The 15,760-nt window shown below is 53.1% G+C and carries 14 protein-coding genes and 1 rRNA gene; 6 read left to right on the top strand and 9 right to left on the bottom strand.

Annotation, left to right across the window (positions count from 1 at the left end; genetic code table 11):
• The 8 genes from ABRZ28_RS13450 to ABRZ28_RS13485 all read right to left on the bottom strand — a co-directional run.
• Nucleotides 1–96 (bottom strand): 16S ribosomal RNA (locus tag ABRZ28_RS13450); the annotation flags it as partial.
• Between the two features lie 434 nt (nucleotides 97–530).
• Complete coding sequence (gene rbsR, locus ABRZ28_RS13455; protein WP_330520516.1) at nucleotides 531–1,526, bottom strand: ribose operon transcriptional repressor RbsR; 996 nt, start codon at nucleotides 1,524–1,526, stop codon at nucleotides 531–533.
• 3 nt (nucleotides 1,527–1,529) lie between these two features.
• Complete coding sequence (gene rbsK / locus ABRZ28_RS13460; protein ID WP_330520621.1) at nucleotides 1,530–2,456, bottom strand: ribokinase; 927 nt, start codon at nucleotides 2,454–2,456, stop codon at nucleotides 1,530–1,532.
• Between the two features lie 66 nt (nucleotides 2,457–2,522).
• Nucleotides 2,523–3,419 (bottom strand): ribose ABC transporter substrate-binding protein RbsB, encoded by an 897-nt coding sequence (gene rbsB, locus ABRZ28_RS13465; RefSeq protein WP_319606143.1) that lies wholly within the window; start codon nucleotides 3,417–3,419, stop codon nucleotides 2,523–2,525.
• A gap of 25 nt (nucleotides 3,420–3,444) precedes the next feature.
• Nucleotides 3,445–4,413, bottom strand: a complete 969-nt coding sequence (rbsC, locus tag ABRZ28_RS13470) for a ribose ABC transporter permease (protein ID WP_330520517.1) — start codon at nucleotides 4,411–4,413, stop codon at nucleotides 3,445–3,447.
• 7 nt (nucleotides 4,414–4,420) lie between these two features.
• Nucleotides 4,421–5,926: a ribose ABC transporter ATP-binding protein RbsA gene (rbsA, locus tag ABRZ28_RS13475; RefSeq protein ID WP_319606145.1), complete on the bottom strand. Its 1,506-nt coding sequence runs from the start codon at nucleotides 5,924–5,926 to the stop codon at nucleotides 4,421–4,423.
• A gap of 7 nt (nucleotides 5,927–5,933) precedes the next feature.
• Nucleotides 5,934–6,353 carry a D-ribose pyranase gene (rbsD, locus tag ABRZ28_RS13480; protein ID WP_330520518.1) on the bottom strand — a complete coding sequence of 140 codons (420 nt, stop codon included), beginning with the start codon at nucleotides 6,351–6,353 and terminating at the stop codon, nucleotides 5,934–5,936.
• A gap of 242 nt (nucleotides 6,354–6,595) precedes the next feature.
• Nucleotides 6,596–7,000: a YgiW/YdeI family stress tolerance OB fold protein gene (locus tag ABRZ28_RS13485; protein WP_319606147.1), complete on the bottom strand. Its 405-nt coding sequence runs from the start codon at nucleotides 6,998–7,000 to the stop codon at nucleotides 6,596–6,598.
• A gap of 224 nt (nucleotides 7,001–7,224) precedes the next feature.
• On the opposite strand from ABRZ28_RS13485, the gene qseB reads away from it, so the two are divergent.
• Both qseB and qseC read left to right on the top strand, forming a co-directional pair.
• Nucleotides 7,225–7,887 (top strand): quorum sensing response regulator transcription factor QseB, encoded by a 663-nt coding sequence (qseB, locus tag ABRZ28_RS13490; protein ID WP_319606148.1) that lies wholly within the window; start codon nucleotides 7,225–7,227, stop codon nucleotides 7,885–7,887.
• Nucleotides 7,884–9,233, top strand: coding sequence for a quorum sensing histidine kinase QseC (gene qseC / locus ABRZ28_RS13495; protein ID WP_330520519.1), 1,350 nt, complete (start codon nucleotides 7,884–7,886; stop codon nucleotides 9,231–9,233). Before qseB ends, qseC begins: the two co-directional genes overlap by 4 nt.
• 66 nt (nucleotides 9,234–9,299) lie before the next feature.
• Here qseC and kup read toward each other — a convergent pair whose 3' ends face one another.
• The gene (kup, locus tag ABRZ28_RS13500; protein ID WP_330520520.1) at nucleotides 9,300–11,168 is read right to left on the bottom strand and encodes a low affinity potassium transporter Kup; all 1,869 of its coding nucleotides are present in this window, start codon (nucleotides 11,166–11,168) and stop codon (nucleotides 9,300–9,302) included.
• A gap of 262 nt (nucleotides 11,169–11,430) precedes the next feature.
• On the opposite strand from kup, the gene ravA reads away from it, so the two are divergent.
• The 4 genes from ravA to mioC all read left to right on the top strand — a co-directional run bounded on the left by ravA (nucleotide 11,431) and on the right by mioC (nucleotide 15,556).
• Nucleotides 11,431–12,927: an ATPase RavA gene (gene ravA / locus ABRZ28_RS13505; RefSeq protein ID WP_330520521.1), complete on the top strand. Its 1,497-nt coding sequence runs from the start codon at nucleotides 11,431–11,433 to the stop codon at nucleotides 12,925–12,927.
• Between the two features lie 6 nt (nucleotides 12,928–12,933).
• The gene (gene viaA / locus ABRZ28_RS13510; protein WP_319606152.1) at nucleotides 12,934–14,403 is read left to right on the top strand and encodes an ATPase RavA stimulator ViaA; all 1,470 of its coding nucleotides are present in this window, start codon (nucleotides 12,934–12,936) and stop codon (nucleotides 14,401–14,403) included.
• A 136-nt stretch (nucleotides 14,404–14,539) separates the two neighbouring features.
• The gene (gene asnC, locus ABRZ28_RS13515; protein ID WP_319606153.1) at nucleotides 14,540–15,022 is read left to right on the top strand and encodes a transcriptional regulator AsnC; all 483 of its coding nucleotides are present in this window, start codon (nucleotides 14,540–14,542) and stop codon (nucleotides 15,020–15,022) included.
• Nucleotides 15,023–15,112: 90 nt separating this feature from the next.
• A complete protein-coding gene (mioC, locus tag ABRZ28_RS13520; protein WP_319606154.1) occupies nucleotides 15,113–15,556 on the top strand; it encodes an FMN-binding protein MioC in 444 nt (147 codons plus the stop codon).
• Nucleotides 15,557–15,760 lie beyond the last annotated feature (204 nt).

Raw genomic sequence — 15,760 nt, forward strand, 5'->3', positions numbered from 1 at the left:
GGCAAAGAAGCAAGCTTCTTCCCGCTGCCGCTCGACTTGCATGTGTTAGGCCTGCCGCCAGCGTTCAATCTGAGCCATGATCAAACTCTTCAATTTAAGATTTGTTTGATTCGCTAAGTTAATAGCTGTGCTCAAAGAATTAGTAACTGTTCATTCGTAATGAATTTACTGCTAGTCACTCTTCAAGACTTTTTTATATCGTCAGCCGATAGGTCTTGTGAGTGCCCACACAGATTGTCTGATTAAATTGTTAAAGAGCAGTGCCACGTTATCCCGTGGCGCGGGCCGCATATATTATGCAATTCCGCTGTGAAGTCAAGTGATTATTGCCTGGCTTCTTACTGTCGTTACAACCGCGTAATCGCCGTTGCCGTGTCAGTGGGAGCGCATTATAGGGACTTCTGCGCAGGCCGCAACTGGTAATTTGCATAAAAATGATTGAGTGCGTTTTTTTTCGGCGATCCGCCGGGAAAGGCAGCGTTATGTGGTATTTTTAAGCGTTAAATAGCTCGAATTATGGGTAAAGGTCGCTATTTAACAGAGTTACGCACTATTAATTCCGGCGTCAGCATCAGAACATTCGGCTCAGTATCGGGATGTTTCAAACGATACAATAATGCATCGACCGCCAGTTCGCCGAGTTCATCTTTAGGCTGATGGATTGTGGTAAGAGGTGGGGACATAAAGCGGGCCAGTTCAATATCATCATAACCGATAACGGCCATATCCTGAGGTACAGAGAGTCCGACCTGATATAGCGCATGATAAACGCCAACCGCCATCGCATCATTACCGGCAAACACCGCGTCGGGTTTCTCTGCCAACGATAATAACCGCTGCATCGCCCGGTAACCGGTTTCAAACTCAAAATCACCGAAAATTTCATATCCATCAGGAATCGGTAACCCAGCCTGTTGCATCGCCTGACGATACCCTTCAAGGCGATTATAGGCGGTGGTTTTATCTTTAGGCCCGGCGATACAGGCTATTTTTCGATAGCCGCGGGAAATAAGGTAGTTCGTTGCAAGCTCACCACCCAGCAGGGAATTATCTTTAATAACGTCAATTCCGACATCAAACGGCGCCCAGTCCATCATGACCATAGGTATAGAAGGATAGCGGCTTATCATATCGGGCAAAGGACGATGGCTTTCGGTACACATCAGCAGCACGCCGTCGACTCGTTTTTGCAGCAATGTTTCCAGACTGCGGCTCATGCGATCGCTGTCACCCTCAGTATTACACAGGATCAGACTGTAGCCGCGTTCATAACAACTTCGTTCAACGCCACGAACCACCTCGGCGTAAAAAGGGTTGCTGCTGGCCGTCAGCAGCATGCCGATCGTTTGAGTCTGGTTTATTTTGAGGCTTCTGGCCAACGCCGAAGGCGCATAGTTAAGCTGTTCCACGGCCGCCATCACTTTGTCGCGAACCGCATCGCTGACGAAGCGATCATTGTTGATGACGTGGGACACCGTAGAAGTGGAAACACCCGCTAAGCGGGCGACGTCTTTCATGGTTGTCAAAACTCACCCCTGCGCTTGCAAGAAAGCATCAATCTCTTCACGCCACGGGACGGAAGGCTGAGCGCCGGGACGAGTCACGGCGATTGCGGCGGCGGCATGCGCGAATTTAATCGCTGCCGGCATCGGCTGCCCTTCCAGCAACGCCGTCGCCAGCGCGCCATTGAACGTATCTCCCGCGGCGATCGTATCCACCGCCTGAACCGGATAGCCGGGAATACGTCGCCCCTCGCCCTTGTCACTCAACCACACGCCACGACGGCCTAATGTAATCAACACGGTTGCAATGCCTTTATCATGCAATACCTGAGCAGCGCGGGCAGCATCCTCTTCCGTGCTGACGCTAACGCCCGTCAGGCGTTGAGCTTCCGTTTCATTCGGCGTAATGATATCGACCAGAGACAGCAATTCATCGGGCAGTTCACAGGCCGGCGCGGGATTAAGAATAACCAGGGTATCATTTTCATGCGCGACTCTGGCGGCCATCGTCACGGTTGCCAACGGCGACTCCAACTGCATAAGCAAGGCGGAAGCATCAATGATTTTTTGCTGATGGCGGCGGAGGTAATCGGGCGTAACGGCCGCGTTCGCGCCGGCGTTTACCGCGATCATATTCTCGGCCTCGTCATTAACAAAAATTAAGGCCACGCCGGTCGTTTGATCGGGAACCGCCTCAACCGCCGCGACATCGATACGGTCTTCGCTTAACTGCCGACGAATTCTGGCGCCGATATCGTCATCGCCAAGGCAGGCGATAAAAGAAATATCCGCGCCGCTACGGCCGGCCGCCACCGCCTGATTCGCCCCTTTACCGCCAAACGCGACGCGATATTGCTTACCGATCACCGTTTCCCCGGGAGAAGGGAATTGCGCCAGATTAAGAATATGATCAGCATTTATACTGCCCAGAACCACCAGCTTACCCGTTTTCATCATGCTGAATCCCGATATGTTTATCATGCGCCGTCGTTAATTCGGCGGCGCTCGCCCCGCAGTTATTTACTTCGATTCTTTTGTTACCAGCGTCAGATCAACCGGAATAACGGCCTGTACTTTTTCGCCTTTCAGCGTTTTATCCGCGGTTTCAACGCCAATCACCCCAATCTGCTCAGGACGTTGCGCAACCGTTGCCGCCAGTTTGCCGGACTCAACGGCTTTCACGCCGTCCTCGGTGCCGTCAAATCCGACCACCAGCACATCGGTTTTACCTGCGGTTTGCAGCGCCCGCAGCGCGCCGAGCGCCATTTCGTCATTCTGAGCAAACACCGCCTGCACATTGGGATGCGCCGTCAACAGGTTCTGCATAACGTTCAACCCCTTAGTGCGATCGAAGTCGGCCGGCTGACTGGCCAGAACGGCGAATTTATTATTTTCGGCCGATTGCATAAAGCCCGCGCCGCGCTCACGCGCCGCGGAGGTGCCGGCAATCCCTTCCAACTGAATGATTTTGGCGCCTTCACCCACTTTTTTCGCAATAAAATCGCCCGCGCTCTTACCGCCAAAGGCGTTATCGGACGCGACGTGACTGACGACCTCGCCGCTGTTGGCCACGCGATCGAGCGTAATGACCGGAATTTTCGCCTGATTGGCCAGTTTAATCGCATTACCTACCGCATCGGAATCCGTCGGATTAATCAATAACACCTTGGCGCCGCGCACCGTCAGATCCTGAACATTAGCCAGCTCTTTCGCCGGATTATTCTGGGAATCCAGCACCACCAGTTGATATCCCAGTTTATCGGCCTCTTTTTGCGCTCCGTCTTTCATTGACACAAAGAACGGATTATTCAATGTCGATACCACCAGAGCAATCGTATCTTTGGCTAATGCATTCGTACTGACCGCCGCACTCAGCGCAACGGCAGAAACCAGAGTCGCCAGTTTTTTCATATTCATAGCTCAATTCCTGTGTGAATAAGGGTTATTTACCGCTTTTGTTATCTACCAAAACCGCCAGTAAAATGACGACAGCCTTGACGATCATCTGGTAGTAAGAGGAAACGCCTAATAAATTCAGTCCGTTGTTAAGAAATCCGAGGATCAGCGCGCCAATCAGCGTGCCGACGATCCGACCTTTACCTCCGGCCAGGCTCGTTCCGCCCAGCACTACCGCGGCGATGGCGTCCAGTTCATAGCCCGTTCCGGCGGTAGGCTGAGCCGACGATAAACGCGCCACTTCGATAATTCCCGCCAGGGCGGACAGCAGCCCGCACAGGGAATAGACGATGATTTTGATTTTATCCACGCTGATGCCCGACAGCCGGGTAGCGGCCTCATTGCCGCCAAGCGCATAGATGTAACGGCCTAACCGGGTGTGATGCAGCATGTACCAGGCCGCGGCAAAAACGATGGCCATAATCCAGATCGGCGTGGGGATACCTAACGGGCGGCCAATGCCAAACCAGCCAAAGGTATCGGCGGCCTCGGAAAAACCGGTATTGATCGGGCTGCCGTTGGTATAAACCATGGTGACGCCGCGCAGCAGCAGCATCATCACCAGCGTGGCGATGAACGCCTGAACCTTTCCTTTCGATACGATGACGCCCGTGCCGGCGCCGATCGCCGCACCTAACGCCAGCGCCCCGACGACCGCGAACAGCGCATTAACCTCAAGACCGACAATCGACGCGGCGACCGCGCCGGTCAACGCCAGTAAAGAGCCGACGGAAAGATCGATGCCTGAGGTGAGAATAACCAGCGTCATTCCCACCGCCATAATGGCATTCACCGAGGTTTGCTGGAGAATATTGAACAAATTGTTCAGGGTGAAAAAATTAGGGCTCATGGCGGAAACCACGGCAATAAGGATCAGCAAAGCAATCAGCGATTTTTGCTCTAACAGCCACTCTTTGCTGAACCAGCGTTTTGCCGTGATGGATTGGGTACTCATATCTGACTTACTCCTGCTCTACGCCGTATCGCTTACCAACGGCCGCGGCCATCAGCGCTTCCTGGGTTGCCTGCTCTGTCGAAAACTCGCCGCTTAAACGACCTTCATGCATGACAATAACGCGGTCGCTCATCCCCAATACTTCGGGCATTTCGGACGACACCAAAATGATGCTCAGTCCTTCTTGTTTGAACTGATTGATTAATTGATAGATCTCTTTCTTCGCCCCCACATCGACCCCGCGCGTCGGCTCATCCAGGATCAACACATTCGGACGAGTCATTAAACCGCGAGCGATGGCGACTTTTTGCTGATTGCCGCCGGACAGCAGCCCGATAGGCTGCTCCATTGACGGCGTTTTAATATTGAATAAACGGATAAAATCGCTGACGGCCAGTTGCTCTTCGGGATGTTTGATTTGTCCGCCGCGACGACTGAAATAACGCAACGCGGTTAACGACATGTTCTCTTTAACCGACATGCCTAATATCAGCCCGTCACGTTTTCGGTCTTCGGAAATATAAACAATGCCGTTCGCCAGGCCATCCTGCGGCGTACGGGCCGCCACTTCCCGGCCATCCAGCTCTACATAGCCGCCGGTGCGCGGCAGCGCGCCATAGAGAAGCTTCATTAATTCGGTGCGCCCGGCGCCCATTAAGCCCGCCACGCCAAGAATTTCGCCTTTGCGCACGCTAAAGCTGACATCATCGACGCCCGGCCCGGAAAGGTTTTTCACCAGCAGGCGAACCGCTCCCGGCGCCTGATTCAGTCGAGGGTATTGTTCTTCAAGCTTGCGTCCCACCATCATTTCGATGAGCCGTTCTTCCTGCAACTCGCCGACCGGACGTTCACCGATAAACTGACCGTCGCGGAATACGGTGACGTCGTCGCATATTTCGAAAATTTCTTTCAGACGATGGGAAATATAAACAATGCCGCGCCCCTGAGCCTGTAGCTCTTTAATTACGCTGAATAACGACGCGGTTTCGGTATCGGTCAGGGCATCGGTAGGCTCATCCATAATGATGACTTTCGATTCAAAGCTCAGCACCTTGGCGATCTCCACCATTTGCTGATCGCCAATGGACAGGTCGCCCACGGCGCGTCGACTGTCGTAACGCAGATTCAGGCGTTTGAGAAGTTTATCCGCTTCCTGGTACATCTTTTTCCAGTCAATGCGGCCAAAGCGGTTGGTAAATTCACGGCCGAGGAAAATGTTTTCCGCGATAGTAAGCTGAGGAATCAGGTTAAGCTCCTGATGAATAATGCCGATCCCGGCTTCCTGCGAAGACCTGGGGCCGTTGAAGTCCACTTCCTTTCCCAGAAAATGTACGCTGCCGGCATCTTTGCTGTAGATGCCGGTCAGCACTTTCATCATGGTGGACTTGCCGGCGCCATTTTCCCCCACCAGCGCCATCACCTTCCCCGGATAGACGTTTAATGCCGCGCCGGAAAGCGCCTTAACGCCGGGAAACGATTTGTTAATGCCTTGAAGTTGCAATAAAGGTTGCATTGAAGCCTCAGAACGTTACGCCGGCGCAAAGGATGACATTGGCATAGGGGGAACATTCCCCGCTGCGAATGACGGCCCGACTTTTTCCGCTTTGGATTTTAAAATCTTCATGGCTGACATAATGCAATTCAATTAAGTTTCCCTGGTGTCGCTCAAGTTGTTTTAACTGTTCAAGTAACGCGTTGTGGAGTCGCGGATTTTTTTCGACTATCTCTTTTGCAAGAATCGCGGCCTCAACCTGCATCTCGCTGGTGACGACCGCCACGACCTGCAAAAACGCGGGAACGTTGTGCGTCAACGCCAGATCGACACGAACTGTCGTATCAGGAATCGGCAAGCCCGCATCACAAATAACAACCCGATCGGTATGTCCCAAACGGGAAATCACGGAAGAAATATCAGCATTCAGCAATACGGCTTTTTTCATTTTTCACTCCACAGCGAAACGTTTCGCTGATGGTTATTTTAGGAAGAGAGCCTCAAGGAAGGCAAAGAGGAAATAACAAAAATGTGATCGTTATCGAAACGTTTCGTTAGCGGAATGGTAAAACGGCGAATGGCGGAGGGTTACATCAAATGAAAAGGCTTGGCTAAATATCACGGAAAACTGGGGATAAGGGAGCCCATCCCCAGTCTTCCGATCCTTAAACGATGGGCATCAGCGTTCGCTTACTGAATTTTCTTTACCTGTTTGACATCCAGCTCGGCCGAATTGAAGCCCTTATCGAGCTCGCCTTGCAGTTCAACCTTGTCCTGCGGCGTGATGGTTTGTCCGTTCCAGTATTTATCATCGATTTCAACCGTGATGGTGCCGGTATCATCGCGGAACAGATAATCCTCATCGCCGACGCGCTGCTCGATGTTGCCTCGCAACGTCACCCAGCTGTCGTCTTTCAGATCTTTCGCTTTCGCGACCGTGGTTACACTGCCGTTAGGGCCTGAAAACCCGCCCTGGGCAGGCTGATGTTGCGCCGTTTTAGCATTCGGATCCAGAAATCCGCCGCCGCTTTGGGCGGCGAAAACCGGCGCGGAACATAACGCAGCGATAGCGAATACAGCGGCTGTCTTTTTCATAGTATCGTTTCCTCATTTCTCGCTTGTCGTCGTGCAGTAAAACTGCGCGTTGTTTGTCTGACGCGACGAGTAAAACAAAATGTTCTTAACAGAATCTTAAGGATAGTTCAGTTTCTCTTATATTTATCAATCCTGTGGATCGCCGCCCGTTTATGGCTTTTTCGGTTGTCAATCCGGCGCGTTAAACCGTATAACATCACCCTATGCAAATAGGGTGGGCGGTGATGAGAATACTGTTGATAGAAGACGATCGTCTGATTGGCGACGGCATCAAGGCCGGACTGATTAAGCTGGGCTTTAGCGTCGACTGGTTTATGCAGGGCAACGCCGGGCGGAGCGCGCTGCAAGCCGCGCCCTATGACGCGGTGATCCTTGATTTGAGTCTGCCGGAAATAGACGGGCTGGATATCCTGCGCCAGTGGCGTCAGTCCGGACACGATGAGCCGGTATTGATCCTCACCGCGCGGGACGCGCTGGAACAGCGCGTTACCGGCCTGCAATCGGGCGCCGACGACTATCTGTGCAAGCCTTTTGCCCTGGCGGAGGTCGCCGCGCGCTTGCAGGCGTTAATCCGCCGCCGGCACGGTCAATTACAGCCCACGCTGACCCACGGCGCGGTATCCCTTGAACCGGGTTCCCGCACCGTTACCTGCAATAATCAACCGGTGGCGCTTAAATCCCGCGAGCTGGCGCTGCTTGAGCTGTTCTTAATGAATCCCCAACGGGTGCTGACTCGTTCGCAGTTGGAAGAAAAGCTCTACGGATGGGACGACGACGTTTCCAGCAACGCCGTGGAAGTGCATATTCATCACCTGCGCAAAAAACTGGGCGGCGAATTTATCCGCACGGTACACGGCGTCGGCTATATTCTGGGGGCGGCGCCATGACGCGCCTTAGCCTGCGTTTACGCCTGATCGCCGGTTTTGTCCTGCTGACGCTGCTTTGCTGGGGCGCCGCCGGGATCCTGTCGTGGCATCAAACCCGCGAGCATATCAACGAGCTGTTCGATACCCAGCAGATGCTGTTCGCCAAGCGGCTGGCTACCATGCATCCGGATGAAATCGTGGTGGATTCTCCCGCCCTGCCGAAAACCAAGAGTCTGGCGCGCGAAAGGCGCGGGGAACAGGAGGACGACGCGCTGGCTTTCGCCATTTTTACCCGCGACGGGCGAATGGCGCTGAATGACGGCGAGAACGGCAAAGATTTTATCTTCGACTACACGCAAAACGGCTTCACCAACGGCAAGCTGCGCGATGATAACGACCGCTGGCGCATGGTATGGCTGGCGACGGCGGATAATCGTTATGTGGTGGTGGTGGGCCAGGAGTGGGAGTACCGTCAGGATATGGCGCTGGGGCTCGTCAAGACCAACCTCCTGCCCTGGCTGTTTGCCCTGCCGGTTATGCTGCTGTTGATGTTCTGGCTGGTTTCCCGCGAACTGTCGCCGCTAAAACGCATCGCCACGCAGCTTCGCCGGCGTCCGCCGGAAGACGACGCCCCGCTGGATACCCATGCCGTTCCGCAGGAAGTGCGCCCGCTGGTGGACGAGCTTAACAGCCTGTTCGTGCGCATCGGCGAGATGCTGCTGCGCGAGCGCCGCTTTACCTCGGACGCGGCGCATGAATTACGCAGCCCGCTGGCCGCGCTGAAGGTGCAGACTGAATTGGCGCAGTTGGCGCACGATGACGAACCCGTGCGCCGCCATGCGCTGAATAATCTGGACGAGGGGATCGATCGCGCCACGCGGCTGGTGGAGCAACTGTTAACGCTGTCGCGGCTTGACTCGGAATCATTCGCCGACGGGCAGCAGCCGGTGGAACTCCAGGCGCTGCTGCAGCAAATGGTTATCGACCATTATCATAAAGCGCAGGCGGCGGGCATTGAACTGAAGCTGGAGGTGCCGAAAGATCCCATCGTCCGCCAGGGTCACCCGCTGCTGTTGACGCTGCTGATTCGCAATCTGCTCGATAACGCCATTCGCTACAGCCACCAGGGCGGAACGGTAACGCTGACGCTCACGGCGCGGTGTATTCAGGTGACCGATGAGGGACCGGGCATCGACGACGCGGTATTGGCGCGGGTCGGCGAGCGCTTTTTTCGCCCTCCGGGACAGGAGAAGTCCGGCAGCGGGTTGGGATTATCCATTGTAAAAAATATCGCCCGTCTGCATGGCATGCAGGTTCATCTGATCAACCGCCCGCAAGGCGGCCTGACGGCGTCGGTGAGCTGGTAAAAGCCGGGCAACACGGGGATGGACGTTCCCGCCCCCGTTTTCCCGACATCGCCGCAATGAATCAGGCTAAATTTCCACCTGAATACCCAGTTCAATCAGCCGGTTAGGCGGAATTTCGAATTGATCGGCCGCTCGCAGCGCATTACGGCTAAGCATCATAAACAGCTTGCCGCGTAATCGCAGATACCAGTGACGTTTCCCCATCGTCAGCGACTCGTTGGACATAAAAAATGAGGTTTCCAGCATTTCGCAGGTTAATCCATCCAGCCAACAGCGATGAAACACCTCTTCCACGTTCGGCGTTTCGCGCCAGCCATAGTTGGCGACAACGCGCCAGAATGTCGGCGAAAGCTGCTCCACCGCAACCCGACGCGCATTCAGCACATAAGGCGCATCTTCGGTTTTCATGGTCAGCAGTACCACCCGCTCATGCAATATCTTGTTATGTTTAAGATTATGCAGCAACGCAAACGGAATGACGTGCGTGGCGCGCGACAGATAAACCGCGGTACCCGGCACTTTCAACGGGGGACTTTTCTCCAGCGAAGCGATCATGGCATCCAGTGAATTGCCATGTTCATTCAGGCGACGCAATAGTCTGAAACGCTCGCTTTTCCAGGTCGTCATGATGATGAACATCACCATCCCCAGCGTCAGCGGCAGCCAGCCGCCGGAGAAAATTTTCATCACGTTGGCCAAAAACATCGGTACATCAATAAGCAGTAATCCAATCAGCAATACCCATACCAGATAGCGATGCCAGTGCCAGTTATGTATTGCCACGGTGCAGGACAGGATACTGGTCAGCACCATGGTGCCGGTTACCGCGATGCCATACGCCGCCGCCAGATTGCTCGAATGCTCGAAGCTGATAATCACGATCACGACGGCAACGTATAACAGCCAGTTAATCGCCGGGATATAAATCTGTCCGGACTCCATGTCGGAAGTATGAACAATGCGCATGGGCGGAAGATACCCCAGGCGCACCGCCTGACGAGTCAGTGAAAATACGCCTGAAATGACCGCCTGAGAGGCGATAATCGTCGCCAGGGTCGCCAGAACCAATAAGGGAATCAAGGCCCAGTTGGGCGCCAACAGAAAGAAGGGGTTTTTTATCGCTTCCGGGTTTTTAAGCAATAAGGCGCCCTGACCGAAATAATTCAGCACCAGCGAGGGAAGGACAACGGTAAACCAGGCCAGACGGATGGGGAATTTACCGAAATGCCCCATGTCCGCATAGAGCGCCTCTACGCCGGTAATGGCCAACACCACCGCCCCCAGTGCAAAAAACGCCACCATTTTATATTCAATAAAGAAGTGAATGGCCCACAGGGGGTTCAGCGCATGCAATACCTGCGGGTTATCCATGATGCTGCGTACGCCCAAAACCGCCAGCGTAAGAAACCAGATCATCATTACCGGCGCAAACAGCTTGCCGACGCTGCCGGTGCCATGCTTTTGAATAATAAAAAGCAAAGTCAGAACAACGATGGATACCGGAACGATATAGTGTTCCATCGACGGCGCGGCGATCTCGATCCCTTCTATTGCGGACATCACCGATATTGCCGGGGTGATCACCACCTCGCCGTAGAAGAAACTGCCGCCAATCAGTCCCATAATCACCAGCACCGAGGTGATTCGATAGGAGGTGTTTCGCCCGGCCAGCGACATCAGGGTGAGTATCCCGCCTTCGCCGGCATTATCGGCTCGCATGACATAGGTCAGATACTTGAGGGAAACAACAATGATCAACAACCAAAATATCAAGGAAAGAAAGCCAAAGACGGCGTCCGGTTCAACACCAAAACCAAACTGCCCGGATAAGCACTCCCTGAGCGTATAAAGAGGACTGGTCCCGATATCGCCATAAACCACCCCTATCGCAGCCAGCGTAACCGCCGGCAGCGAACGTTTATGTTCTGAGCTCATAAAACTTATCTTCTTTTATCAATCCGTTAGCGAATACAGTTTTGCTGCATCAGGCTCGCCCAAAAACGCACAGTATGCACAAATAGCAGCAAAATCCCATTTTTATATTGTTTAAGAAACATCCTGAAAAAGGTCGTTTATTGATTAACCAGCCCAGAGGTGTCAATAATCAGTCTCTTTCCGCTAACAAAATTCTGTGATCTTCCGTTTATTATTAGTATTGTTTTTACGCCAACAAAACCTCGGGAACAATCGATTAATTATGGTTCAATCCGCCACTTTGGCTGAAAGAATTTCACGCCTCAGCAACGCGCTAGAGCATGGCCTGTATGAACGGCAACATGCCATTCGCCTGTGCCTGCTGGCCGCGCTCAGCGGAGAAAGCGTTTTTTTGCTGGGGCCGCCGGGCATCGCCAAAAGCATGATCGCCCGGCGTCTAAAATTCGCCTTTCGCCATGCGAATGCGTTTGAATACCTGATGACGCGTTTTTCCACGCCCGAAGAAGTGTTCGGCCCCTTGTCTATTCAGGCATTGAAAGATGAAGGCCGTTACCAGCGATTAACCGAGGGATACCTGCCGGAAGCAGAGATTGTCTTTCTGGATGAGATCTGGAAAGCGGGTCCCGCCATCTTGAACACCTTGCTGACCGCCATTAACGAGCGTCGTTTCCGTAACGGCAATAGCGAAGACCCGATACCAATGCGTCTGTTGGTTACCGCGTCCAATGAATTACCCGAAGCTGACGGCAGTCTGGAAGCCTTATATGACAGGATGCTTATTCGCCTGTGGCTGGATCGCGTCCAGGAGAAACATAATTTCCGCGCCCTGTTGGTGAATAACGGCGGCGCGCATGAAAACCCGGTCAGCCAATCCGTAAGCGTCACGGATGAAGAATACCAGCAGTGGCAGAAGGAAATTGACCATGTCGCCTTGCCGGAAAACTGCTTTGAACTGATTTATCAATTACGCCAGAAGCTTGATGCCACGGAGCAGGCGCCTTATATCTCTGACCGACGCTGGAAAAAAGCGCTGCGTTTACTCCAGGCCTGCGCGTTTTTCAGCGGTCGGGAAAGCATCGCCCCGGTTGATATTATCCTGCTGAAAGATTGCCTTTGGCACGACAGGGACTCCCTGGTATTGATCGCGCAGCAGCTCGAACAGGTGGTGACCGAGCAAGCCTATCAACAGAAAAGCCTGCTATTTCGTTTACAGCAGCTAAACATGAAACGTCAGCAATATCAGATGCGGCAAAGTGAATTACAGGCGCTGACGCTGGAAAAACACGGTCATATACTGGGCCGGAAATTCCACTACTCTTTGCCGGAAACGCTGACGACGGATGCGATCAGTCTGGTTTTGCAGCGGCCGTTAGTGCTCAACGACATTGACGTCACGCATCTGGTTATTGATAAAAACGCCCTGCAAAGCTGGTTGCAAAAAGGGGGAGAAATACGCGGAAAACTGAACGGCATCGGTTTTACCCGACATCTGGATCTGGTGGTGGACGATCGTTGCCATCTGACCATCCGCGATATCAGTCTGCAATCGTCCATCCTTTCGCTGCCGGAAAAACGCGACAGCGCCTTACCGGCCGAAATCGTTGATGAATATGACAATCTGACGATTCAATTACGCGAACAACGGCGTTTATTTAACCAGCATCAGCCTTGCCTGTTCGTACCCGCGGAGTGGCTGGCGAAAATCGAAGCCAGTTTGCAGCATGTTGCCGAACAAATTCAGCAATCAGTGCAGGACTAAACGCCGATGATCACGCTGGAATCACTGGAGATACTGCTGGCGATAGACGAAAACGAGCTATTGGACGATATGATAGTGACGCTTTTGGCTACCCCGCAGTTGGCGGTTTTTTTTGAAAAATCCCCCAGTCTGAAATCCGCGCTGCTTAACGATATTCCCAACTGGAAAGAAACCTTGAAGCAGCGCCTGCGCACGACCCAGGCGCCGCCGGAACTGGAAACGGAATTCAACTGCTTTCAACGCGCCCAGGCGGCGGATGATCAGGCGTTTCAGACGCGTCTGCCGCGGATCATGGAGATGCTGAGCACCGTTGAATCGCCGTTTCTGACGCAGGCCGATCGGCTGATACACCAACCAGAACTCTCGCCGGGACAAAAAATCAGTCGCGGATTACATACGCTGTTTCTGCAACGCTGGCGGCTGAGCCTGACGCTGCAAACCGTTTCCCTCCACCACCAGATTATGGAGCAGGAGCGGGAGATCCTGCTGGATGAACTACAGCAACGACTGACGCTGAGCGGTAAACTGGAACCCGTCCTGGCGGAGAATGAACATGCGGCAGGACGCTTATGGGATCTCAGCGCCGGGCGGCTGATCCGCACCGATCGGCAAATCCTGCTGGATTTTGCCGCATTTCTGCAACGCCAACCCACATTACAACGTCTGGCCGAACGGTTGGGGCGCAGTCGGGAGACGAAATCGATACTGAGTCAGGATGCGCCAAAGGAAACGTTCAGGGTGATGATCCGCGAACCGGAAACCGTGCCGGAGCAAGTCAGCGGCATACACCAAAGCGACGATATCCTGCGCCTGTTGCCGGTGGAAATGGCGTCAATGAACATCGTTGAACTGGAATACGAGTTCTATCGCCGGCTACTGGAACATCGTCTGTTAACCTACCGCTTGCAGGGCGATAGCTGGCGCGAAAAGCTCAGCGAGCGACCGGTTATTCATCAACAAAACGAGCAACAACCGCGCGGGCCGTTTATTGTTTGCGTGGATACTTCCGGCTCCATGGGCGGGTTTAACGAACGCTGCGCGAAGGCCTTCTGTTTGGCGCTACTGCGCGTCGCGCTGGCTGACGGACGTCGTTGCTACATCATGCTGTTTTCAACCGGTATTGTGCAATATGAGCTGACCGGCGAAAACGGACTCGAACAGGCGGTTCGCTTCCTGAGCCAGACCTTTCGCGGCGGCACCGATTTAAGCGCCTGTTTATCCACGCTGTTGCGCAAGATGGAGGACAAGCAGTGGCGCGATGCCGATGCGGTGGTGATTTCAGACTTCATTGCTCAGCGTCTGCCCGATGAGGTGATCAATAAAGTAAAACTTCGCCAGCGGCTGCTACAGCACCGCTTTCATGCCGTTGCGATGTCCGATCACGGCAAACCCGGCATTATGCGCATTTTCGACCACATCTGGCGTTTTGATACCGGGTTAAAAAGCCGCTTAATACGACGCTGGCGGCGCGGATAACCGTTTCCTTCCCATACCAGGCTGAAAGATGGCGGGGATGGCTGATTCAGCGTATAAATAAAGCGTATCCTTGATTGAAATTCTTCTATATAAATGACCTTTTCAAGGTTAATCCATTACTTTAAAACGATATTAAATGAAAATTTCTGGAGAAAACGTGTCGGACACCTATCAGATCGACAATCTCGATCGCGGCATACTCTCAGCGTTAATGGACAATGCCCGAACGCCTTATGCCGAACTGGCGAAACAGTTTTCCGTCAGTCCGGGGACAATCCACGTCCGGGTGGAAAAAATGAAACAGGCGGGGATCATCAAGGGTACGCGACTGGATATCAGCCCGAAACAGCTGGGCTATGACGTTTGCTGTTTTATCGGCATCATTTTGAAAAGCGCGAAAGACTACCCATCGGCGTTGGAAAGGCTGAATAACCTGGAAGAAGTGGTGGAAGCTTATTACACCACGGGTCATTACAGCGTTTTTATTAAAGTCATGTGTCGTGATATCGACGCCCTGCAACATGTACTTATCAACAAGATCCAAACAATTGATGAAATACAATCCACTGAGACGCTGATCTCCCTGCAAAACCCCATCATGCGGACGATCGCGCCTTAACGCCCTTTTTCTATACCCCTATTATCCACAGGTAGATCCCAGCCAGATCACAGCGTACAATGTCCCGTCTTTTATCAGATGGGATCCGGTATGGCAGACATTACGCTAATCAGCGGCAGTACTTTGGGCAGCGCCGAATATGTGGCGGAACATTTAGCTGAATGCCTGGAAAAGGATGATTTCTCGAGCGAAATACTGCATGGCCCACAGCTGGATGAGCTGCCGGATAGCGGATTATGGCTGGTGGTGACCTCAACCCATGGCGCAGGCGAACTCCCGGACAATCTGCAACCTTTATTTGAGCAGTTGGAGCAGCGTAAACCCGATCTCTCCCAGGTGAGTTTCGGCGCAATCGGCATCGGCAGTAAAGAGTACGATACGTTTTGCGGCGCGATCCTGACCGCGGATCGAATTCTTACCCAACTCGGCGCTAAAAGGATCGGCGATATACTGCGGATCGACATCACTCAGCATGAGATTCCTGAGGATCCCGCCGAAGAATGGTTGGGATCCTGGGTTAATTTACTCAAATAAGGTGAAATAATCAGCAGTTGAATGTGGATAACTATGCTTATTTCAGGTGTAAAAGCGGTAGTTATCCCAATAACAACGGCTGATCGTTTTTTGTCCTGTGCATAACCGGCCATTAAGATCCCAGCTTATACGGTGCAGGATCACCGATCATTCACAGCTAATGATCTTCATTAATTCCTTGATCCTTAATGTGAATAATCACTT

This window comes from Brenneria sp. g21c3, from assembly GCF_040240345.1.
GTDB lineage: Bacteria > Pseudomonadota > Gammaproteobacteria > Enterobacterales > Enterobacteriaceae > Brenneria.

Coding starts and splice junctions, on each gene's coding strand:
- rbsK (WP_330520621.1), bottom strand. CDS start 2,456: ATGAAAACGGGTAAGCTGGTGGTTCTGGGCAGTATAAATGCTGATCAT.
- rbsB (WP_319606143.1), bottom strand. CDS start 3,419: ATGAATATGAAAAAACTGGCGACTCTGGTTTCTGCCGTTGCGCTGAGT.
- rbsC (WP_330520517.1), bottom strand. CDS start 4,413: ATGAGTACCCAATCCATCACGGCAAAACGCTGGTTCAGCAAAGAGTGG.
- rbsA (WP_319606145.1), bottom strand. CDS start 5,926: ATGCAACCTTTATTGCAACTTCAAGGCATTAACAAATCGTTTCCCGGC.
- rbsD (WP_330520518.1), bottom strand. CDS start 6,353: ATGAAAAAAGCCGTATTGCTGAATGCTGATATTTCTTCCGTGATTTCC.
- ABRZ28_RS13485 (WP_319606147.1), bottom strand. CDS start 7,000: ATGAAAAAGACAGCCGCTGTATTCGCTATCGCTGCGTTATGTTCCGCG.
- qseB (WP_319606148.1), top strand. CDS start 7,225: ATGAGAATACTGTTGATAGAAGACGATCGTCTGATTGGCGACGGCATC.
- qseC (WP_330520519.1), top strand. CDS start 7,884: ATGACGCGCCTTAGCCTGCGTTTACGCCTGATCGCCGGTTTTGTCCTG.
- kup (WP_330520520.1), bottom strand. CDS start 11,168: ATGAGCTCAGAACATAAACGTTCGCTGCCGGCGGTTACGCTGGCTGCG.
- ravA (WP_330520521.1), top strand. CDS start 11,431: ATGGTTCAATCCGCCACTTTGGCTGAAAGAATTTCACGCCTCAGCAAC.
- viaA (WP_319606152.1), top strand. CDS start 12,934: ATGATCACGCTGGAATCACTGGAGATACTGCTGGCGATAGACGAAAAC.
- asnC (WP_319606153.1), top strand. CDS start 14,540: ATGAAAATTTCTGGAGAAAACGTGTCGGACACCTATCAGATCGACAAT.
- mioC (WP_319606154.1), top strand. CDS start 15,113: ATGGCAGACATTACGCTAATCAGCGGCAGTACTTTGGGCAGCGCCGAA.